At 68.7% G+C, this 20,348-nt stretch carries 23 protein-coding genes; 15 read left to right on the forward strand and 8 right to left on the reverse strand.

Going from position 1 to position 20,348, the window contains the following annotated elements:
• Positions 1 to 124 precede the first annotated feature (124 nt).
• The 6 genes from ACZ3HV_RS03100 (at position 125) to ACZ3HV_RS03125 (ending at position 5,871) form a co-directional block, all read left to right on the forward strand.
• The gene (locus ACZ3HV_RS03100) at positions 125 to 1,411 is read left to right on the forward strand and encodes an ABC transporter substrate-binding protein (protein ID WP_465680333.1); all 1,287 of its coding nucleotides are present in this window, start codon (positions 125 to 127) and stop codon (positions 1,409 to 1,411) included.
• Positions 1,408 to 2,370, forward strand: a complete 963-nt coding sequence (locus ACZ3HV_RS03105) for a carbohydrate ABC transporter permease (protein WP_465680335.1) — start codon at positions 1,408 to 1,410, stop codon at positions 2,368 to 2,370. Before ACZ3HV_RS03100 ends, ACZ3HV_RS03105 begins: the two co-directional genes overlap by 4 nt.
• Positions 2,370 to 3,254 carry a carbohydrate ABC transporter permease gene (locus tag ACZ3HV_RS03110; protein WP_465680337.1) on the forward strand — a complete coding sequence of 295 codons (885 nt, stop codon included), beginning with the start codon at positions 2,370 to 2,372 and terminating at the stop codon, positions 3,252 to 3,254. Before ACZ3HV_RS03105 ends, ACZ3HV_RS03110 begins: the two co-directional genes overlap by 1 nt.
• Before the next feature lie 311 nt (positions 3,255 to 3,565).
• On the forward strand, positions 3,566 to 4,720 hold the full coding sequence (locus tag ACZ3HV_RS03115) for a helix-turn-helix domain-containing protein (RefSeq protein WP_465680339.1): 1,155 nt from the start codon (positions 3,566 to 3,568) through the stop codon (positions 4,718 to 4,720).
• Entirely contained in the window at positions 4,720 to 5,265 is a 546-nt protein-coding gene (locus ACZ3HV_RS03120; protein ID WP_465680341.1) for a hypothetical protein, read from the forward strand. The genes ACZ3HV_RS03115 and ACZ3HV_RS03120 overlap by 1 nt, the downstream gene beginning before the upstream one ends.
• Before the next feature lie 69 nt (positions 5,266 to 5,334).
• Complete coding sequence (locus ACZ3HV_RS03125) at positions 5,335 to 5,871, forward strand: GNAT family N-acetyltransferase (RefSeq protein WP_465680343.1); 537 nt, start codon at positions 5,335 to 5,337, stop codon at positions 5,869 to 5,871.
• 4 nt (positions 5,872 to 5,875) lie between these two features.
• Here ACZ3HV_RS03125 and ACZ3HV_RS03130 read toward each other — a convergent pair whose 3' ends face one another.
• The 4 genes from ACZ3HV_RS03130 to ACZ3HV_RS03145 all read right to left on the reverse strand — a co-directional run bounded on the left by ACZ3HV_RS03130 (position 5,876) and on the right by ACZ3HV_RS03145 (position 8,706).
• The gene (locus tag ACZ3HV_RS03130; protein WP_465680345.1) at positions 5,876 to 6,193 is read right to left on the reverse strand and encodes a hypothetical protein; all 318 of its coding nucleotides are present in this window, start codon (positions 6,191 to 6,193) and stop codon (positions 5,876 to 5,878) included.
• Between the two features lie 91 nt (positions 6,194 to 6,284).
• Entirely contained in the window at positions 6,285 to 7,208 is a 924-nt protein-coding gene (locus ACZ3HV_RS03135; RefSeq protein ID WP_465680347.1) for a GNAT family N-acetyltransferase, read from the reverse strand.
• A gap of 27 nt (positions 7,209 to 7,235) precedes the next feature.
• Positions 7,236 to 8,096: a sigma-70 family RNA polymerase sigma factor gene (locus ACZ3HV_RS03140; protein WP_465680349.1), complete on the reverse strand. Its 861-nt coding sequence runs from the start codon at positions 8,094 to 8,096 to the stop codon at positions 7,236 to 7,238.
• A gap of 79 nt (positions 8,097 to 8,175) precedes the next feature.
• Positions 8,176 to 8,706, reverse strand: coding sequence for a YbhB/YbcL family Raf kinase inhibitor-like protein (locus ACZ3HV_RS03145; protein ID WP_465680351.1), 531 nt, complete (start codon positions 8,704 to 8,706; stop codon positions 8,176 to 8,178).
• Between the two features lie 158 nt (positions 8,707 to 8,864).
• On the opposite strand from ACZ3HV_RS03145, the gene cobT reads away from it, so the two are divergent.
• Genes cobT through ACZ3HV_RS03170 form a run of 5 tightly spaced genes read left to right on the forward strand, consistent with a single transcriptional unit; the run spans position 8,865 to position 13,027 of the window.
• Entirely contained in the window at positions 8,865 to 9,905 is a 1,041-nt protein-coding gene (gene cobT, locus ACZ3HV_RS03150) for a nicotinate-nucleotide--dimethylbenzimidazole phosphoribosyltransferase (RefSeq protein ID WP_465680353.1), read from the forward strand.
• On the forward strand, positions 9,902 to 11,140 hold the full coding sequence (cobA, locus tag ACZ3HV_RS03155) for a uroporphyrinogen-III C-methyltransferase (RefSeq protein ID WP_465680355.1): 1,239 nt from the start codon (positions 9,902 to 9,904) through the stop codon (positions 11,138 to 11,140). Before cobT ends, cobA begins: the two co-directional genes overlap by 4 nt.
• Positions 11,137 to 11,946 carry a TrmH family RNA methyltransferase gene (locus tag ACZ3HV_RS03160; RefSeq protein ID WP_465680357.1) on the forward strand — a complete coding sequence of 270 codons (810 nt, stop codon included), beginning with the start codon at positions 11,137 to 11,139 and terminating at the stop codon, positions 11,944 to 11,946. The genes cobA and ACZ3HV_RS03160 overlap by 4 nt, the downstream gene beginning before the upstream one ends.
• Positions 11,947 to 11,954: 8 nt before the next feature.
• Positions 11,955 to 12,482: a GNAT family N-acetyltransferase gene (locus ACZ3HV_RS03165; RefSeq protein ID WP_465680358.1), complete on the forward strand. Its 528-nt coding sequence runs from the start codon at positions 11,955 to 11,957 to the stop codon at positions 12,480 to 12,482.
• Positions 12,483 to 12,496: 14 nt separating this feature from the next.
• Positions 12,497 to 13,027: an AAA family ATPase gene (locus ACZ3HV_RS03170; RefSeq protein ID WP_465680360.1), complete on the forward strand. Its 531-nt coding sequence runs from the start codon at positions 12,497 to 12,499 to the stop codon at positions 13,025 to 13,027.
• 4 nt (positions 13,028 to 13,031) lie between these two features.
• Here the strand turns inward: ACZ3HV_RS03170 and def are convergent, their stop codons facing one another.
• Positions 13,032 to 13,637, reverse strand: coding sequence for a peptide deformylase (gene def / locus ACZ3HV_RS03175; RefSeq protein ID WP_465680362.1), 606 nt, complete (start codon positions 13,635 to 13,637; stop codon positions 13,032 to 13,034).
• Between the two features lie 70 nt (positions 13,638 to 13,707).
• Positions 13,708 to 14,523, reverse strand: coding sequence for an LLM class F420-dependent oxidoreductase (locus ACZ3HV_RS03180; RefSeq protein WP_360373449.1), 816 nt, complete (start codon positions 14,521 to 14,523; stop codon positions 13,708 to 13,710).
• 76 nt (positions 14,524 to 14,599) lie between these two features.
• On the opposite strand from ACZ3HV_RS03180, the gene ACZ3HV_RS03185 reads away from it, so the two are divergent.
• Positions 14,600 to 15,109, forward strand: coding sequence for a hypothetical protein (locus tag ACZ3HV_RS03185; protein ID WP_465680364.1), 510 nt, complete (start codon positions 14,600 to 14,602; stop codon positions 15,107 to 15,109).
• Here ACZ3HV_RS03185 and ACZ3HV_RS03190 read toward each other — a convergent pair.
• The gene (locus tag ACZ3HV_RS03190) at positions 15,088 to 15,792 is read right to left on the reverse strand and encodes a response regulator (protein ID WP_465680366.1); all 705 of its coding nucleotides are present in this window, start codon (positions 15,790 to 15,792) and stop codon (positions 15,088 to 15,090) included. The genes ACZ3HV_RS03185 and ACZ3HV_RS03190 overlap by 22 nt on opposite strands.
• Positions 15,793 to 15,913: 121 nt before the next feature.
• Complete coding sequence (locus ACZ3HV_RS03195; protein ID WP_465680368.1) at positions 15,914 to 17,194, reverse strand: sensor histidine kinase; 1,281 nt, start codon at positions 17,192 to 17,194, stop codon at positions 15,914 to 15,916.
• Between ACZ3HV_RS03195 and ACZ3HV_RS03200 the strand changes: the two genes are divergently transcribed.
• The 3 genes from ACZ3HV_RS03200 to ACZ3HV_RS03210 are packed head-to-tail and all read left to right on the forward strand — an operon-like array spanning position 17,193 to position 20,341.
• Complete coding sequence (locus ACZ3HV_RS03200; RefSeq protein ID WP_465680370.1) at positions 17,193 to 18,125, forward strand: ABC transporter ATP-binding protein; 933 nt, start codon at positions 17,193 to 17,195, stop codon at positions 18,123 to 18,125. The two genes, ACZ3HV_RS03195 and ACZ3HV_RS03200, sit on opposite strands and share 2 nt — an antisense overlap.
• Before the next feature lie 3 nt (positions 18,126 to 18,128).
• The gene (locus ACZ3HV_RS03205; protein ID WP_465680372.1) at positions 18,129 to 19,544 is read left to right on the forward strand and encodes a hypothetical protein; all 1,416 of its coding nucleotides are present in this window, start codon (positions 18,129 to 18,131) and stop codon (positions 19,542 to 19,544) included.
• Positions 19,544 to 20,341, forward strand: coding sequence for an ABC transporter permease (locus tag ACZ3HV_RS03210; RefSeq protein ID WP_465680374.1), 798 nt, complete (start codon positions 19,544 to 19,546; stop codon positions 20,339 to 20,341). The genes ACZ3HV_RS03205 and ACZ3HV_RS03210 overlap by 1 nt, the downstream gene beginning before the upstream one ends.
• Positions 20,342 to 20,348 lie beyond the last annotated feature (7 nt).

The following is a 20,348-nucleotide window of genomic DNA, read 5'->3' on the forward strand; positions in this document are numbered from 1 at the left end:
AAGTCTGTTGTGGTGTTGGTTTTAGTTGTACCGTGTGCGAAATCGGAGATGCTTAACGGTGTTAAGTAACTCGGAACCGTCGGCGTCGTACCCCCTGCGGCGTCGCTTTCGGGAGGTGGAATACGTGCCTGCTCATGTTCCGAACGCCGGCCTGACCCGGCGGGATCTGCTGAAGCGGACCGGAGGTCTGGCCGCACTCGCAGCGCTGACCGCGGCCTGCGGTGGCAACAGCGGCCGGCCGTCGTCGGACAGCGGCGGAGGCGGCGGAGCGAAGGTCAATCTGTCCCAGTGGTACCACCAGTACGGCGAAGCCGGGACGCAGCAGGCTGCGACGAAGTACGCCAAGGCCTACACCGACGCGAATGTCTCCGTGGCGTGGACCCCCGGTGACTACGCCAGCAAACTGTCGTCCGGCCTGCTGTCCAACAAGGGCCCGGACGTGTTCGAGAGCCAGCTCAACATCGGCATGGTGAAGAGCAACCAGGTGGTCGCGCTGGACGACATCCTGGCCGACGTGAAGGACGACTTCCAGCCCGGTGACCTGGCCACCAACACCGTCGACGGCAAGATCTACGGGATCCGGATGATCGTCGACCCGCAGGTCATCTACTACCGCAAGTCCCTGCTGGACAAGGCCGGGATCAAGCCGCCGGAGACCATCGACGATCTGATCTCCGCGGCCAAGGAACTCACCACGAACAAGGTGAAGGGCATCTTCGTCGGCAACGACGGCGGCAACGCGATGGGCGGGCCGGCGATGTGGGCCTCGGGCGGCAACTACCTGACCGACGACAACAAGCCGGGCTTCACCGGCGAGAGTCAGGCGAAGGCGTTCGGCAAGCTGCACGAGCTCTATGCGAGCAAGAGCGTCCTGCTGGGCTCGCCGACGGACTGGACCGACCCGGGCGCGATCAACCAGGGCCTCGCGGCGATGCAGTGGATCGGCATGTGGGCCGTTCCCGGGATGCAGAAGGCCCTCGGCGACGACCTCGGCGTGATCCCGTTCCCCGCGCTCGACGCGCAGAACAAGCCGGCCGTGTACTCCGGCGGCTGGACCCAGTTCGTCTCGGCCAAGAGCCCGAACGTCGACGCGGCGAAGAAGTTCGTGAAGTGGCTGTGGATCGACAAGGAGGACTTCCAGGAGGACTGGTCGCTGAACTACGGCTTCCACATCCCGCCGCGGAAGAGCCTTGCGGCCAAGGCGTCCAAGCTGCAGAGCGGTGTCGCGGCCGACACGGTCAAGCTGACCCAGGACTACGGCCACACCGACAACCCGGCCTGGACTCCCAAGATGGGTACGGCGTTCGGTGACATGCTCACCAACATCATCAAGAAGGGAGCCGACCCCGCTGCCGAAATCACCAAGGCCGAGAAGACCGTCAACGACGAACTGACCCGGTTGTTCGGATGAGCGCTTCGGTCAAGACTCCCCGCACGACGGACCCCGCCGCCACTGGTGAGCGGCGGGGTTCCCGGCGCCGCAAGGGCATCGCCGGGAACACGATGTGGTTCTGGATCTTCGTCGGCCCGTTCGTGATCGGGCTGCTGGTCTTCTCCTACCTGCCGATCATCTGGAGCCTGGTCCTCAGCTTCTTCGAGGCCTACAACACGGTCACGCCGTCGAAGTTCGTCGGGCTGCAGAACTACATCGACATGCTGAAGGACCACAACTTCATCTCCAGCCTCGGCACGTTCACGATCTTCGCGATCTTCATCGTGCCGTTGACGTTCATCCTCTCGCTGGCCTTGGCGTTGCTGGTCAACCAGGTGAAGATCGCGCGGGCGTTCTTCCGGTCGGTGTTCTTCCTGCCGACCGCGTGTTCCTATGTGGTCGCGTCCCTGATCTGGCGGTTGTCGATCTTCAACGGCGTCCGGTTCGGGCTGGCCAACACGGTGCTCGGCTGGTTCGGTGCCGACGGGATCGCGTGGCTGTCGACGGTCGACCCACCGTGGTACTGGCTCCCGATCGTGACGGTCCGGCTGTGGTTGCAGCTCGGGTTCTACATGATCCTGTTCATCGCCGGTCTGCAACGGATCTCGCCGACGCTCTACGAGGCGGCGTACGTCGACGGGGCGAAGCCCGGGTGGCAGGTGTTCCGGTACATCACGCTGCCGCAACTGCGGGCGACGTCGGTCGCCGTACTGATCCTGAACCTGATCGCGGCGTACCAGGCGTTCGACGAGTTCTACAACCTGGTCGGCAACGTGAACTACGCCCGTCCGCCGCTGGTCTACCTGTACGGGATATCCCTGGGGTCGATCCAGGACCTCGGCCACGGCTCCGCCGGTGCGCTCATCCTCGCGGTCATCATCATGATCGTGACACTGCTGCAGAACCGGATCTTCGGTTTCGGAAAGGCGGGTGACTGATGGCTGTCGCCGAGCGTACGACGGGAACCCCCCAGCCGATCGGCTTCAACCGGAGCGCGATGGGCCGGGTCGGCCTGGTGCTGCGGTGGGTCGCGCTGTTCATCGCGGTGGTCCTGTTCCTGCTGCCGTTCTACCTGATCCTGCGCAACGCCCTGTCCACCGAGGCCGACATCACGGCGCCTTCGTGGACGTTGTTCCCTTCGCATCTGCAATGGAGCAACATCACCGAGCTGTTCAACGACACCGAGGTCCCGATGGCACGGGCGCTCTACAACTCCGCCGTCGTGGGGATCCTGGGCACGGCCGGACAGTTGCTCCTGGCATCAATGGCCGGCTACGGGCTGGCCAGGATCCCGTATCGTCACGCCGACAAGATCTTCTACGCGATCGTCGCGACCCTGATGATCCCGGGTGCGGTCACCTTCATCCCGAGCTTCATCGTCGTGTCGTCGCTGGGCTGGGTCTCGTCGCTGCGTGGTCTGATCATCCCGACGTTGTTCAGCGGGTTCGCGGCGTTCTTGTTCCGGCAGTACTTCCTGGGATTCCCCAAGGAGCTGGAGGAAGCCGCGCGGGTCGACGGTGCCGGGCATTTCGGTGTGTTCTGGCGGATCGTCGTACCCAACTCCCTGCCGTTCTTCGCGGCGCTGGCGGCGATCACCTTCATCGGCAACTGGAACTCGTTCCTCTGGCCCTTGGTGATCGGCCAGGACTCGTCCTCCTGGACAGTCCAGGTCGCGATGTCGACGTTCGTCACCGCCCAAACCATCAACATCCACGAACTCTTCATGGCAGTAGCCGTCTCCATCCTCCCCTTGGTCCTGATCTTCGCCTTCCTCCAGCGCTACCTGATCCAGGGCGTAACCCAATCCGGCATCAAGGACTGAAAGACAACTGAAGAATGTAAGAAGTCGGACACCGCTTCGCGGCGACAGTTCCTTCGGCCGCCTCCGGCGGTGCGCCAACCGTGGTCAGGGAACGGCGCACTCGGCGCGAAGAGCTGTCACAGGGAACACCGCACGATTGCCGGGCACCGAGACAGTCACAGAGCAGTCCCACTAGCGGGCGGCGGGGAGTCCACCAGGCTCCCCGCCGCCGTCGTACGAGTGCCGTCGTGTATCTCGGCGCTGGCTCACATGTCATGCTTGGGGGTGGGCGAGTGTTGGGAAAATCCCAACGGTTTTGCTAGGCTCGGGTTATGGATCAGCAACTGGCGGCAGTCGGCGAGCGCATCCGTGCACGCATGCCCGCCGGCCTCAGTCAGCGGAAGCTGGCGAGTGCGGTCGACATGCCGCCCGACGCGTTGTCTCGCGCTCTCAATGGGCAGCGTGGCTTCTCGTCGATCGAGCTGGCGCGGCTCGCGGAGGCGCTGGGGGTCGGCTTGCACTGGCTGATCACTGGCCAAGAGGATCCCCTGCGCGTGGATGTCGCGGCTCGACACGCGTGGGATGCGCTCCGTGCGGAGCGCGTGAATCCCGGCCGTGAGGCCGACGACGAGGTGATCCAGAAGGTCATCGCTGTCTACCACGAGGCCTACCCTGACGGGCCGCCGAGTTCGCGGGCGCTTCCGAGCGCACCAGACGTACTCCGCAGGGAGTTGAAGGACGGCTTCGTCCGTCGGATCGCGGAGTTGGTCGAGAAGACCTTTGCTATCGACGTCATTCGCGTGCCTGAGTTGTCGACTGACTATTCGCTGCGCATCGGCAGCCGCTCGGTGATCCTCCTGGTGAGCACGACGAACTGGTTCCGCAACAACTGGTCGGTTGCGCATGAGCTCGGGCATCTCGCGCTCGGACACCATGCTGGTGATGCCGTTGACGTGACAAATGAGCGTCCGGCCAACGATTTTGCCGCAGCGATGCTGCTGCCCGAGGCCTGGATGCGCCGGACCAAATGGGCCCAGCTTGATGAGCGGGGGCTCGCCGAGATCGTCTGGGGTGCTGGCGTCTCTGTCGAAGCGCTGCGGAATCGGCTCCGCGAGCTGCGCATCAAGGCTGGGCCTGTGGTGGAAGGCTCGCTCAAGCAGTCCACGCAGCGCCTTCTCCGTCCGCACGTGAAGGCGATCGCCGGCACGGATGCCGACGTCGATGCCATCGTGGAGCGAGAGGCCGCATCTACCGGGCGCAGGTTCCCGCTGCAGGTACTTTCAGACCTCTCCCAGCGGGTTGGTGCCGGCCAGGCCGATCCCTACGTGCTCGCGTGGGCGATGGGTGTCCCGGTCGACGAGATCGATTTCCCCGAGCCAGATGAGGACCTGGCGTCGACGGAGTACGAAGAGCTGCTCGCCGCGCGACCCAGTGCCCGCGAATGGGCGGAGCGACTGGCATCCGAGCGTGGACAGACGGAAGCTTGATGGCTGAGCGCCGCCTTCAATGGAGTCGGATCAACAAGCAAGAAGCTCGGGAACTGCAGTCCTTCACCTGCACGGTCGAGTGGCCGTGTACTCCGCGGGGACGGAGGGAGCCTGAACACCCACGTCCCTGGGAGTGGCAGGCCCAGCGTCACCTTCGCCAGCTGACGCAACACCTGCGCGAGGGCGACATTGCCCTCGTCGGGCGCGATGACGAGGGCTTGGTCGGCGCCGCACTGCACCTGTCGTGTGCGGCCAGCAGAGGCTTCCTGGTAGTCGAGGTCAAGGTCGGCGCGGTGAGCGTGCGGTATCGCCACCAGAGGGGTCGGTTCCTCGGCGATGAGCTCATCGACGTTGCGAGAGCGACCGCGATCGACGAGGCCAGACGGATTGGTGCGTCGGCGCTGAGTTCTTTGGGTTACATCCACGAACGCAACTTGGCGAGCACCTACATGGCGATGCGAGCTGGAGCAGAGCCGCAAGGGATGCCAGACGAGCGCGGCTACCAGGTATGGCGCTATGACGCCGGCGTGCCGCCAGTTGACTGACCTCGGAACGGCCAACTCCGGTTGCGGGATCGGCTCGGAGGTGCACTGGTGTGGTGACAGGGTTGGGGTGTGGATGACGTGATCAGGGCTGGGTGGCTGAGGTTGCGGGGGTTTACGAGCGGTGATGTCGCGTGGGTGTTCGAGGTTTCTCAGGATCCTGCTGTGCAGGAGTTTGTGCAGGTGCCTTCGCCGTACCTGATGGAGCATGCGCGATTCTTTGTCGAGTGCCTGGCGATCGAGAAGGTGGCTACTGGGGAGCGAGCCGAGTTTGTGGTTGAGGATGCCGAGTCGGGGGAGCGGTTGGGGCGGGTTGGGTTGGGGATGGGGGCGAATGCCTCGGCGGAGATTGGTTACTGGGTTGCGCCGGGGGCTCGTGGGCGAGGGGTGGCTCCGACGGCTGTGCGGGCCGTTTGCCGGTGGGCGTTCAGTACGAAGGGCCTCGAGCTCATCGAGTGGCGGGCTGAGGTGGGGAACGAGGCGTCGCGGCGGGTTGCGGAGAAGGCGGGCTTCCGGATGGAGGGGGAGTTGCGGAAGCGGTTGGTTCATCGCGGGGTGCGAGTGGATGCGTGGGTTGGCTCGCTGCTCAAGGATGAGACCTTTGGGTAGACAGTCACCTGTGGGACCAAAAGAGGGCGTGGCCGGCGGTGCCTTCGGGGACGTAGTGCTGGGAGTCGACTGTCAGGCCGGCCTGGGTTAGCCAGGTGCGGTTGGTGGCGGCGTCGGTGTGGCTCCACCACATGGGGGTTCCGCCGTCGAGCCAGTTGTCTTCTACGCCGGTCCACTCACTCACCAACTGCGTGGGGTCGGGGCGGATCACGCTCAGTTCGCGGCTGGTGGTGGGTGTTCGCGGGGTTGGTGAGTGCGGCAGGGCCGCGATGGCGGCGGTTCGCGGCGGGGGCGTGCTGGGCGGCGCGGACGTGCAGGCCATCACATTGGCAGTGCTCGGGTCGCGTCCCGCGGGGGCGCGCGGTGAAGACCAGGTTGTGATGGCCTGGCGGTTCGCTGCCCACGGGAAGGAGCTACTCGGTCAGGCCCATGGACGCCAGGCGGTCCGGGGCGCTGATGGGCGGTCCCGAGAGGGTGAGGTGGTGGCCTTCGGCCAGAGTGAGGGTGAAGGTTCGGCGGTGCCACGGGGTATCGGTGGGGGGAGTGGAGTCCACCAGGCCGGCGGATACGGCGGCGTCGTACAGGGGGTCGACCAGTACGCCGACGTCGAAGGTGATGGTGGCTGGGGCGATCTCGGCTGTTGCGCGTTGTACGTCGAGGCCGCTGCCGCCGTTCCAGGGGGTGAAGCCGAGGGACGCGAACTCCGGCTCTGGTTCGCCGAACTGGAAGTGGGTGTGCAGGCCGAGCAGGTCGCTCAGGAGGGTGACCGTGGCGGCGACGTCGCGGACGTGGAGGACGGGACGGACCGCGAAGGTGGTCGGGTCTGATGGATGAGCGGCGCGGGCCATGACTACGGACTGGGCGATTTCGCCCTTGTCAGATCGAGGGAGTCGGCCGACGAGGTCGAGACCGGCGTGCCGGGCGACGCCGATCGAGCGCGTGTTGCGGGAATCGATCCAGGCTTCGACCCCGGCAATGCTGGGCTGCGACAGGAGGTAGTCGACGACCGTACGCGCCGCCTCGCTCATCAGACCGGAACCCCAGTAGGCGCGCTGGAGATACCAGCTCATCCCGCGGATCGGTGTGCCCTGGTCCGAGAAGACGCCGATCACCCCAACGGCGGTCTCGTCCGGCCGGATCCGCAGTACCCAGGTCCAGCCGCCGTTGTCGCCGAACTCCCGCTGCAACCGCTCGTGACTCTCCTCCGAACTGTGACTCGGCGTGGAGTAGCCGGCACGCGCCCACTCCGGGTCCGCGAACATCGCATGCAGCGCGCCGAGGTCGCGGGCAGCGTCGTACGGCGCCAATTCGAGCCGTCGGGTCATCAGCAGTTGCATCGTCCAAGTCTGCCGCCCGGAGAGGGTCTACTCGGTCAGGCCCATGGAGGCTAGGCGGTCCGGGTCGCTGACGGAGGTGATGCCGGTGATGCGGCCGTTGACGATGGTGCAGGCCATCACGCCGAGGAGGTTGCCGTTCGCGCCGTACGTGACGATGCCGGGCTCGCCGTTGACGAGGGCTGCGCGGGCGGTGACCGTGGCGCGGGCGCCGCGCTGGACGCGGGTGGCGACCTCGGTCGCGCCCTGGCGGACGACCAGGCCGCGCCGGGTGTGGGAGTGCCAGATCACGTCCGGGTCGAGCATCCGCAGCAGGCCTTCGAAGTCGCCCTCGCGGGCCGCCGCGAGAAAGGCGTCGACCACCGCGCGCTGCCGCGACTCGTCGGCCGGGTGCCGCGTGCCCTGCACCTTCCGGCGGGCCCGGCTGGCGAGCATCTTGGTGGCGTCCGCGGACTTGCCGATGATCTGACCGATCTCGGCGAACGGCACCGCGAACAGGTCGTGCAGTACGAACGCCAGCCGCTCGCTGGGACCGAGTGTGTCAAGCACCACAAGCAGCGCCACCCCGACCGACTCGGCCATCAGCGCGTTGTCCTCGGGTGCCTCGGCGCCGTCCTCGATGACCACGAGCTCGGGCAGCTGGTCGTCGTACGACGCCTCGGGCCGGGTCTTGCGGGAGCGCAGTACGTCGATGCAGACCCGGCCCACCACCGTCGTGAGCCAACCGGAGAGGTTGTCGATCGAGCCGGCGTCCTGGCGCGCCAGGCGCAGCCAGGCCTCCTGTACGGCGTCCTCCGCGTCCGCCCGCGATCCGAGCATCCGGTGGGCCACCGCCACCAGCCGCCGGCGCTGCTCCTCGAACGCTCCGGCCAGGGCGTCATCCGGGGTCATCCAGTTACCTTCCTCCAGCGAGTTCCGTCATGACCATGACGAGCCCAGACCGGCAAAGGTAACTGGACGACCCGGGGAACTACTCCGCGATCTGGTAGGTCGGGGTGATGATCGCCCGGGCCAGCGTGTGGAAGGCCAGGTTGAAGCTGACCACGGCCGGGCTGGCGTCGGCGTCCACGTCCAGGGCCTCGACGTCGATCGCGTGGACGGCGAAGTAGTAGCGGTGGACCTGGTCGCCGGGCGGCGGGGCGGCGCCGCCGAAGTTCTTGGTGCTGAAGTCGTTGCGGACGTGGAAGGCGCCGTTGTCGAGGCGGTCGGTGCTGCCGGCGCCGGTGGGGAGCTCGGTCACGGTCGCGGGGAGGTTGACCAGGACCCAGTGCCAGAAACCGGACGGGACCGGCGCGTCAGGGTCGAAGCAGGTGACGACGAACGCCTTGGTCTCGGCCGGGAAGCCGGACCAGCTGAGCTGCGGCGACTTGTTGCCGCCGGCGAAGGCCTGGTCGTCGGACAACTGCTGGCCGTCGGCGACGTCCGTACTGGTGACCGTGAAGGAACCGGCCTTGGGGAGCAGTTCGTACGGGTCCGGGGTGACAGGACGATCGAGCGACATCTGGATCCTCCGGGATCTCGCGACGTGTGGTGATTCCGACATTACTGTCCACCGGAACCGGATCCGTCCCGGGGCAGGGGTCGGAGGATGCGAAGATCGGGGCAATCGGAACGGTCGCGCCGCGGACGTGGCGGCCGGCAACGGAGTGGAGGAGCGCGGTGGAGCAGTACCTGGACCGGATCGGACCGGCGGACGAGGTCGCGATGCGAGCGGCCACCGAGCGGCAGGCCGGGTTGACGAAACCGGCCGGTTCCCTCGGTGTGCTCGAGGAGCTGTCCGTCCGGGTGGCCGGGATGACCGGCAGTTGCCCGCCCGCGGTGCCGGCACCGGCCGTGGTGACGGTCTTCGCCGCCGACCACGGCGTGCACGCCCAGGGTGTGTCGCCCTGGCCGCAGGAGGTGACCGCCGCGATGCTGGCGAACTTCGCCGCCGGCGGTGCCGCGGTGAACGCGTTCGCGGCGAACAACCGCGTCGACGTCCGCGTGGTCGACGTCGGGGTCGCCACGCCGGTGGACGAGCTGGACATCGTGCACGCGAAGGTCCGGCCCGGTACGCGCGACCTGTCCACGGAGGCGGCACTCACCGAGGACGAGGCCCGCGCGGCGATCGCGGTCGGGTTCGACCTGGCGGACACGCTCGTCAGGGACGGCTACCGCTGCCTGCTCACCGGCGACATGGGGATCGCGAACACCACCGCGAGCGCCGCCCTGATCGCCACCTTCACCGGCTCGACGGCCGACGTGGTCACCGGCCGTGGCACCGGTATCGACGACGCCACGTTGGCCCACAAGACCGCGATCGTGCGGTCCGCTCTGGCGCTACACGACGTACCGGCGACCGATCCGCTCGGCGCACTTCAGGCGTACGGCGGCCTCGAACACGCGGCGTTGGCCGGGTACATCCTGGGTGCCGCGGCCAACAAGGTGCCGGTGATCCTGGACGGGGTGATCGCGGGTGCCGCGGCGCTCGTCGCGCAGGCTCTCCACCCGGCGGTGATCGACTACTGTGTCGCCGGCCACCGGTCCGCCGAGCCCGGGCATGCGGTCGCGCTGAAGACTCTCGGGCTGCAGCCGCTGGTCGATCTCGATCTGCGGCTGGGCGAGGGGACCGGCGCGGTACTCGCGTACCCGATCCTGACCTGCGCCGTCCGCGCGTTGGCCGAAATGGCGACGTTCGAGTCCGCGGGGATCACCTCGTGACGAGTCAGTACCTGTCCGGTCTGGTCCTCGACGGGCGGCGCGTTGTCGTCGTCGGAGGCGGCGGCGTGGCCCAGCGTCGGCTGCCCCGGCTGCTCGAGGCGGGCGCCCGGATCGACCTGATCTCGCCGTCGATCACGCCGACGATCGAGGGCCTCCTCAGCAACCCGTCGCTGACCTGGATCGAGCGCGGCTACACCGACGGCGATCTCGACGGCGCTTGGTACGTCGTGGTCGCGACCGACGACACCGCGGTGAACGACCAGGTCTCGGCGGAGGCCGAGGGGCGGCGGATCTTCTGTGTCCGCTCCGACGACCGCTCGCGCGCGACCGCGTGGACGCCGGCGTCCGGGCAGCACGATCACGTGACCATCGGCGTACTCGGCGGCGGCGATCACCGGCGCTCGGCCGCGGTCCGGGACGCGATCCTGGAAGGTCTGCGGACGGGGGAGTTGGGAGCGCGTCAGGTCGACAAGCATCCCGGCGTGTACCTCGTCGGCGGAGGGCCCGGCGATCCGGATCTGATCACCGTCCGCGGGCGGCGGTTGCTGGCCGAGGCGGACGTGGTGGTGGCAGATCGGCTCGCGCCGCAGCCGTTGCTGGACGAGTTGCATCCGGACGTCGAACTGTTCGACGCGGCCAAGCTGCCGCGTGGACGAGCGGCTCAGCAGGAGGAGATCAACCGGATCCTGGTGGATCGCGGCCGGCAGGGGAAGGTCGTCGTACGGCTGAAGGGCGGCGACCCGTACGTGTTCGGCCGCGGCTTCGAGGAGGCGCTCGCCTGCGCGGAGGCCGGTGTGCCGTGGACGGTCGTGCCGGGGATCACCAGCTCGATCTCGGTGCCGGCGGTGTCGGGGATTCCGGTCACGCATCGCGGCGTCACGCATGAGTTCACGGTGGTGTCGGGGCACATCCCGCCGTCGCATCCGGACTCGTTGATCAACTGGGACGCGCTGGCCCAGCTGAGCGGGACGCTGGTGCTGTTGATGGCGGTCGAGAACCTGCCCGCCATCACCGAGCGGCTGATCGCCGCCGGGCGGCCCGCGACGACGCCCGCCGCGGCGATTGCCGACGGCACCCTTCCGGGGCAGAAGATGGTGACGTCGGAGCTGGCCGGGATCGCCCAGGCGATGAAGGAGGCGGGCGTCGGAGCGCCGGCGATCGTTGTCATCGGCAACGTGGTGGCGGTGGCCGAGCAGGCCCGGGGCGCCGCGGACGCCGGCGGTCGGCCGGCGTGAGTTCACTGGTACCGCTGGATGATCCGGCCGACAGCCGGCTGGCGGACTACGTGCAGCTGCGGGAGGTGAATCTGCGGCGCCTGCTGGAGGAGGCGCACGGACTCTTCATTGCCGAGGGCGACAAAGTGATCCGCCGCGCCGCGGACGCCGGCTACGAACCGCGCTCGTTCCTGCTGGCGCCCCGCTGGTTGGAGTCCCTCGAGGACGTGCTCGAGAAATGGCCCGACACCCCGGTGTACGTCGTCTCCGAGGAGCTGGCCGAGCAGGTCACGGGCTTCCACGTGCACCGTGGCGCGCTGGCGTCGTACAAACGCCGCGCCGCCGTCCCGCTGACCGAGCTCCTTCGCGACGCTCCCCAGCGGATCGCGATCTTCGATGACATCGTCGATCACACCAACGTCGGCGCCGGGTTCCGGGCGGCCGCGGCGATGGGCGTCGAGCTCGTGCTGGTGACGCCGACGTGTGCGGATCCGCTGTACCGGCGTTCGATCAAGGTCTCGATGGGCACGGTCTTCCAGGTCCCGTGGACGCGGCTGGAGTCCTGGCCCGGAGATCTGGAACTCCTTCAGGACAAGGGATACGTCGCCGCGGCGTTCGCGCTCACCGACGACTCGATCACCCTCGGCGACCTCGCGGCGCGCCACGACGAGCGGCTCGCGCTGATCTTCGGCACGGAAGGCCACGGCCTGAAGCCCCACGTGCTCGAAAAGGCAGACCTCACCGTGCGCATCCCGATGGCCGGCGGCGTCGACTCCCTCAATGTGGCATCCTCGGCAGCAGTCGCGTTCTACGCCACACGACCCTAGGGGGAGTCATGCGTACGACGGAACGCCTGCTGCTACGCCCGTTTCGTGAAGAGGACCTGGAGCCGTGGGCCGCGCTGAACGCCGACCCGGAGGTGACCGAGTTTCTCGGGGAGCCGTTGAGCCGGGAGGAGTGCGATCGGATCGCGGCGGCGGTGAACGAGCAGTACACCGCTGAGGGTTTCGGGTTCCTAGCGGTCGAGCGTCGTACGGACGGGGCGTTCCTGGGCGCGGCCGGTCTCAGTCGTGAGCAGTGGTACCCCGAAGATCTCGAGATCGGCTGGCGGCTGGCCCGCGAGTACTGGGGTCAGGGCTACGCCACCGAAGCGGCAGCGTCCTGGCTGGACCACGGGTTCGGCGCCCTGAGCCTGCGGCGCGTTATTGCGGTGACCGATACGCCGAACGTCCGTAGCATCGCCGTCATGCGCCGGCTCGGGATGAGCTTCGACCACGAGACAGTTCTGGAGGAGGACGGCGTCGAGTTCGCGGCGACCATCTACTCACTCACGGCGGAGGCATGGAGCACAGCCCGAAAGTAGTCCCCAAGGTTGTCATGGTCACCGGCATGCAGGCCGCGGGGAAGTCGACGGTCGCGCCGCTGCTGGCCGCGCGACTCGGTCCGCCGGCGGCGACGCTGGACGGGGATGTGTTCTATCGCGGCGTGGTCGCAGGAGCCGAGGTCATGACGCCGGAGCCCTCCGCGGAGGCTGTGCGGCAGTTGGAGCTGCGGTACGACGCCTCCGCGCTGGTGGCGCAGCACTACGCGGACGCCGGATTCGATTTCGTCTGCAGTGACATCATCCTGGGCGAGCACGTCGAGCGCTGGTTCGCCCGGTTGCACGGTGTGGCGACGTATCTGGTGGTGCTGATCCCGTCGGTGGAGTCGATCGTCGAGCGGGAGATCGGTCGAGGCGGCAACAATTCGTACCGCGACTGGGGTCCCTCGCTCGAGGACGGCGTCCGTGCGTTGCAGGCAGGTTTGGAAGAGATCCCGCGCCGGGGGCTGTGGCTCGACACGACCGGACAGACCCCGGAGCAGACCGTCGACGTGATCGTCGCCGACTTGGAGAAGGCCCGCTGGTAGACCGTCAGGTGGCGGGAGTGTCCTCGTGGGCGTCCTCGTGCTCGATCATCGGGGAGACCGGCCAGTCGGACGGGTAGTCGGCGGCGAGCTCCTCGGCCTCTCCGAACAGGCGCTTGCGGTACTTGCGGGACAGGCGGTCGCCGAAGACCGTGCCCTGAGTGTGGTCGGTCTCGTGCTGCAGGCAGCGGGCGAGCAGACCGTCGCCCTCGAAAGTGACCGGCTCGCCGTGCTGGTCGACGCCCCTGACCCGGGCGAAATCGGGGCGGGCGCACTTGGTGAACGCACCCGGCAGGGACAGGCAGCCCTCGTCGCCCTCGTCCAACTGGCGGTCCTTGCCCTCCGGGAGCTCGATCACCGGGTTGCAGACGACGCCCTGGACCCGGTTGCCGTCCTTGTCCGGGCAGTCGAACACGAACAGTTGCAGGTCCACGCCGACCTGGTTCGCGGCCAGGCCGACGCCTTCGGCCGCGTTCATCGTCGCGACCATGTCGGCGACCAGCGTCTGCAGGTCGTCGCCGAAGTCGGTGACCGGCTGGTTGACCCGGTGCATGACGTCCTCACCCCAGCGGGTGATGGGCCGCACCGAACCGTTCTCAGGCAACGTAGACATGCCGGAAATCCTAGCGGGACTCCGTTGCGTCCGGAGAACCGTGCGCAACGGCCCTCCGGACGCAGCCGGACTACTTCGCGTTCAGGTCGTCGCGCCAGGCGACCCAGTCACGCAGCAGGCCCAGGTCGTAGTCCGGGCCGGAGGCGTGCACGGTGAACAGCCGGGTGCCGACGTCGAGGAGCGACTTGCCGGTCTCCTCGGGCGTCTTGGTGCCGACCGCGGTCGAGCGCTCGATCTCGCCCGGGTCGCGGCCGATCGTGCGGCAGTGCTCGTCCAGGACGGCGTGCTTGTGCGCGATCGTCTCGGCGTCGCCGAAGCCGTGCCAGATGTGCGCGTGCTGGGCGACCAGCTTCAGCGTCTTCTTCTCGCCGCCGCCGCCGATCAGCACCGGGATGTCCCGGGTCGGCTTCGGGTTCAGCTTGGCCCAGCGCTGCTCGATCCGCGGCAGCGCCTCGCCGAGGGCGTCCAGCCGGCCGCCCGCCGTACCGAACTCGTAGCCGTACTCGTCGTAGTCCTTCTCGAACCAGCCCGAACCGATGCCGAAGATCAGCCGGCCGTCGCTGATGTGGTCGACCGTGCGGGCCATGTCGGCGAGCAGGTCGGGGTTGCGGTAGGAGTTGCAGGTGACCAGGGCGCCGATCTCGACCCGCTCGGTCGCCTCGGCCCAGGCGGCCAGCATGGTCCAGCACTCGAAGTGCAGGCCCTCCGGCTCACCGGACAGCGGGTAGAAGTGGTCCCAGTTGAAGAGGACGTCGACACCGATCTCCTCGGCCGCGGCGGCGGTCCGCCGGATGTCGGCGTACTGAGCATGCTGGGGCTGGAGCTGCAGGCCGATCCGTACCGGGAAGGCGGCGTACGGGCGGTCGGTGGACTCGGAATCTGTCATGGTGGTGATCCTATCCGGCGTTGCGGAGGGTCCTCCGGATCGCCCCGGATAGCGGACCACGAGGGAGTACGGCGCGATGCCGGACGAGAACGGGATCGACGAGTTCGCGCGGCTGTTCAGGGGCTTCCTGGAGCGGATGCAGTCTCCCGGGCCGAAGAACGCCCGGGAGAGCCTGAGAGAGCGGTTGCGGACGCATGTCGGCGTCGACCCCGAGCAGGTGCCGGTGGTGTCGTCGAGCTTCCCGTCGTACGACCTGCCGAACGTGCAGCGCGCGATCGAGGCGTGGTTCGACGAGTTCGAGGTGCTTGGGCTGGCCGGATCGAACCGCGGTCACCATTCGCTCGGCGAGCTGCTCGAACTGGCCGAGTACGACCGGTTCGGGATCGGCGCGGTGGACTACCAGCGGCTGCAGATCGACGTCGACGAGGAGATGGACTGCGTCGCGTTCGGCTTCTACCTCGGTGTCCACGGCGAGGACCGGTACGTCGCTCTGTTGCGCGCGGCGAATCCGCAGTACGTGCGCGACTACCGGCCGGGCCCGGCACGCGCGCCCGCTCCCGGCGTCTACAAAGGCCTCATCGGCTGAGAGTTTCGGCGGGTGGTGCCTGGGATGACGAGGCCTGACTCGTAGGCCGCGATGACGGCCTGGGTGCGGTCGCGCAGGCCGAGCTTGCCGAGCAGCCGGCTGACGTGGGTCTTGACCGTCTCCTCACTGACCACGAGTCGGCTCGCGATCTCCGGGTTGGACAGACCCTCGGCGATCAGGCGGAGCACCTCCAGTTCGCGCGGTGTGAGGCGCCCGAGCGGCACGCCCGATTCCGCTGCGGGCCGGAGTCGGGCGAACTCCGCGATCAGCCGGCGGGTCACGGTCGGCGCGAGCAGGCCGCCTCCGGACGCGATCACCCGGACCGCGTCGAAGAGGCGTTCGGCGGTCACGTCCTTCAGGAGGAAGCCGCTGGCTCCGGCGGCCAACGCGTCGTACACGTGCTCGTCGAGGTCGAACGTCGTCAGCATCAGGATCCGTGGGCCTGGTGCGGGGGCAGACTCGGCGACGATGCGCCGCGTCGCCTCGATACCGTCCAGCACCGGCATCCGCACATCCATCAGGACGACGTCGACGGACACGTCGTGGCACAGCCGGACCGCCTCGCTGCCATCGGCAGCGGTACCCGCGACGACGAAGTCCGGCTGGGTGCCGAGGAGTGCGCCGAACCCGGCCCGGACCACCTCCTGGTCGTCGACGACGGCGATCCGCGTGGGCGAGGTCATGGGGCCTCCCGGCCTGGACTGAGGAGCGCAGGGAGCGCAGCGACTGGAGGGACGAGGGAAGGCCGGGAACCAAGGCCCCATGACCCTGCCGGCGCCGGAGGCCCGGCCAAAAGCACCGCCGTCATGGCTCGTCCGGCGGGATCGGCAGCACGGCCTCGACCACGAAACCGCCGCCCGGCGACCGGCCGAAGACCAGGGTTCCGCCCATCATCGCGGCGCGCTCGCGCATACCCACCAACCCGTGCCCACCGGTTCCGTCCTGGTCGAGCGCGGGGCCCGGGCCGTTGTCGCGGATCCGCAGGCGCAGTGCCTCGTCGGTGTAGTCCAACTCGACATCCGCGGCCGCGCAAGGCGCATGCCGCCGCGCGTTGGTCAGCGCCTCCTGCACGATCCGGAACGCCGTCAGCTGGACACCGGGGTCCAGCGGCACGACGTGGCCGCGGACGATCAGCCGGGTACTCGCGCCCGACGACGCGCGGGCCTCGTCGACAAGGGCGTTCAGCTGTTCCAGGCCGGGCTGCGGTGACCGCGCGCCGCGGGTGCCGCTGTCGACGTCCTCGCGTAGTACGCCGAGCAGCCGGCGCATCTCCGTGAGCGCGGACCGTGCGGTGTCGCCGATCGCGACCAGTCGTTGCGCGCCCTCGGGCGGCATGCCCGGTGTCGTCAGCCGGGTGGTCTCGGCCTGTACGGCGATGATCGAGATGTGGTGCGCGACGACGTCGTGCAGCTCGCGGGCGATCCGGGCCCGCTCACCTCGTGCCGTGTAGTCGAGCAGGGTCTCCGCCGTCTCCCGGCCGGCCGCCGCGGTGGCGGCCGCGGTACCGCGCTCCCGCACGGCGGCGCCGAGGAGGACGGCGGCCGTCATCAGCACCAGTACGGCGGTCGAGCCCGGCCGCTGCTCCGCGAGCGCGAACACCACGAACGGCAGCAGGAAGGGAAACGCCAGCCGGCGCGATCGGCTCCGCGCCAGCCGGTACAGAGCGACGAGCCCGGCAAGGATCCCCGCGACGTACGGCGCATCGGAGCCGGCGAGCACCACGACGTTCGCGAGCGTGACGGCCAGCGCCACCGGGATCGGATGGGCCGGCAGGAACGCGATCGGCACGGTCGCGCACAGCCCGAGGAGCAGTCCGGTGCCTAGATCCAGGCCGGTCCGGTCGCCCCCGTTGCCGGCCTCCATGAGGGCGACCAGGGCGAGCGCCACTGCCGCGACGACGAACGCTTCGCGGGTGCCGGCGATCCTGCGGACGCTGACCAGCGCGCGGTCGCCCAGCTCACGGGCCTGGCTCACAGCCTCATTGTCCGCCCGGTTCGTCACCCCGGCGTCCCCCACGCGAGGGACGCCCAGACGGCTCGGCAGCGTGACGACAGCGGCCCGGCGGCTGCGTAGCGTCAACGCCATGGAAGCTAACACCGTCGAGGTGCACGAGCTGCACAAGACCTACGGCGCCACGATCGCGGTGGACGGACTCTCGTTCACCGTCCGGCCGGGTCAGGTGACCGGCTTCGTCGGGCCGAACGGTGCCGGCAAGTCGACGACGATGCGCGTGATCCTGGGGCTGGACGCGCCGGACAGGGGCAACGCACTGATCGGGGGACGCCGCTACCGGGACCTCGAGACGCCGTTGCGCGACGTCGGCGCGCTGCTCGATGCGGCCGCGGTTCATCCGGGCCGCAAGGCACGCGACCATCTGCTGTGGATGGCGCAGTACAACGGCTTGCCGGCCCGGCGCGTGGATGAGGTCCTCGAACAGGTGGGCCTCACCGAGGTGGCGCGACGCCGGGCCGGCGGGTTCTCCCTGGGGATGCGCCAGCGTCTGGGCATCGCCGGCGCCCTGCTGGGGGATCCGCCGGTGCTGCTGTTCGACGAACCGGTGAACGGGCTGGATCCGGAGGGCATCGTGTGGATCCGCGGCCTGCTGAAGTCGCTGGCCGCCGACGGCCGAGCGGTGCTGGTGTCGAGTCACTTGATGGGTGAACTCGAGGGCAGCGCGGACCATCTGATCGTGATCGGCCGTGGCCGGCTGATCGCCGACACCACGGTGCACGAGTTGGTGGCCGCCGCATCGGCGGACCGGGTCGTGCTCCGCACGCTGGACCGGACGCAGGCGATGACAGTGCTGGCGACCGCCGGCGCCACCGTCGCCGCCACGGACCATGATCGGCTGACCGTCACCGGGCTGACGTCAGAGCAGGTCATCAAGATGCTGAACCAGCACGGCCTGGCTTTCACCGAGGTGGCCGCACATCGTGCGTCCTTGGAAGAGGCCTACATGGACCTGACCCGGGACGCGGTCGAGTTCGCCGCGCGGACCCCGCCCCAGGAGGTGTGAGCGATGCGCGGCTTCCTGCGGGTCCTGCACGGGGAGTGGACGAAGTTCCGCTCGGTGCGCAGTACGGCGCTGTGCCTGGTCGCCGCCGTCGGAGTCAGCGTGCTGCTGGAAGTGCTGGGTTCGTCGGCCGGTAAGACCGATGCCAACGAGCTGCCGCGGTACACGGATCAGGCGTACTTCGTGCACAAGCCGCTGGCCGGCAACGGGTCGGTGATCGCCCGGGTCGTCAGCCAGCAGAGCAGTCACGAGTGGGCGAAGGCCGGCCTACTGGTGAAGGCCGGCGTTGCGCCGGGAACGCCGTACGCCGCCGTGCTGGTCACGCCGGACCACGGCGTACGGATGGAGGCGATGTTCGACACCGAGCAGGCCGGTCCGGCCGACCGGGCGCCGCGCTGGCTCAAGCTGACCCGGGCCGGCAACTCGATCACCGGGTACTCGTCAGCCGACGGCCAGGCCTGGCAAGAGGTCGGCACGATGACCGTGGCTTTGCCGCGCGACGTCGAGGTCGGCCTGTTCGTCGCGTCGCCACCGCGTTATGTGTCGACACGGACGGGCAGCGGGTCGGCGATTTCGATCGAGAACACCGTGGGTTCGGCGGTCTTCGACAGCGTCGCGCTGGCAGGGGCGCAACCGGGGCAGCAGGACTGGACCGGCCACAACATCTCGACGCTTCCGTCGAAGCAGACCGGCGGGGTTCCGACCGGCGACCTGCGCCGGTCCGGCGACACGTTCACGATCACCGGATCGGGCGACATCTCCGGCTACGGCATCGGCAGCTGGCATTCGCCGGGGGAGGACGACGTGGTGCTGCTCAGCCTGTTCGGCGTCCGGGTCGGCATGATCGCGGTGATCGCGCTCGGCGTGCTGTGGATGACCGCGGAGTACCGGACCGGAATGATCCGTACGACGTTCGCCGCCGGACCCCGGCGCGGTCGCGTGCTCGCCGCGAAGGCGGTCGTACTCGGCGGCACGGTCTTCGTCGCCGGGCTGGTCGCGAGCGTCGCCTCGTTCCTGCTTGCGCAGCCGGGCATGCACGCGGGCGGCTACAACCCGCCTGCCTATCCGCATGTCTCGCTGTTCGACGGCCCTAGTCTGCGGGCGGTCATCGGTACGGCGATCTTCCTGGCCCTGATCGCGCTGTTCAGTCTCGGCATCGCGGTGCTCAGGCGGCGCACGGTCGGCGCGATCGTGTTCGTGATCGCGCTCGTCGTGGTGCCACAGATCGTCGTACCGGTGATCTCGCCGGAGGCCGATGTCTGGGCAAGCCGGCTGACGCCGATCGCGGGTCTGGCCGTCCAGCAAACCGTCGACCGGGCCGGCCAGGCCATCGGCCCGTGGGCAGGCCTGGGTGTGCTCTGCGCGTACGTCGTCGTCGCGCTCGGCCTGGCCCGCTGGCAACTCGGCCGCCGGGACGCGTGATGCGTGCCGGGCGGGCGTTGCGAGCAGAGTGGACCAAGTTGCGCACGGCGCCGAGTACCGGCTGGACGCTGCTCGCGGTGATCCTGTCGACAGCAGCGGTCGGTGGCTTGGTGACGTGGGATCTGACCCCGCCGAACTGCGCGCGCTCGGACCCGTCCTGCGACTTCGACCTCGCCAAACTCAGTCTGTCGGGCGTGTACCTCGGCCAGGCCGCGGTGATCGTGGTGGCCGCGCTGGCCGTCACCGCCGAGTACGAGACCGCGATGATCCGGACCACCTTGGCGGCCTGTCCGCGCCGATTCGCCGTACTGGCTGCGAAAGCGGTGACCGTCGCCGCGGCGGTCCTCGGCGCCTCCGCCCTGAGTGTGCTCACGTCCTTGCTGGTCGGCCGCGGGTTCCTGGCAGCCAACGGGTTCACCGCGGCGGCGGGTTATCGGCCGCTGTCGCTCGCCGACGGGCCGACGTTGCGCGCGTACGCCGGAACCGTGCTGTACCTCGGCCTGGTCGCCCTGATCAGTCTCGGTGTCGCGTTCGTCGTCCGCCATACCGGCGGCACGGTGACGATCCTGCTCGTGCTGTTCTACGTCGCACCGATCGTTTCGATCGCCGTCACAGATCCGCGGTGGAAGGAGTGGATCCTGAAGGTCTCGCCGATGACGGCCGGCCTCGGGATCCAGGCGACACTGCGCCTGGACGCGCTGCCGATAGCACCGTGGCCGGGACTCGGTGTGCTCGCTCTGTATGCCGTGGCTGCCTTGTCTGCGGGGCTGATCCTGTTCCGCTTCCGGGACGCGTGAGCGAGGC

It is taken from the genome of Kribbella sp. NPDC020701, assembly GCF_055562215.1.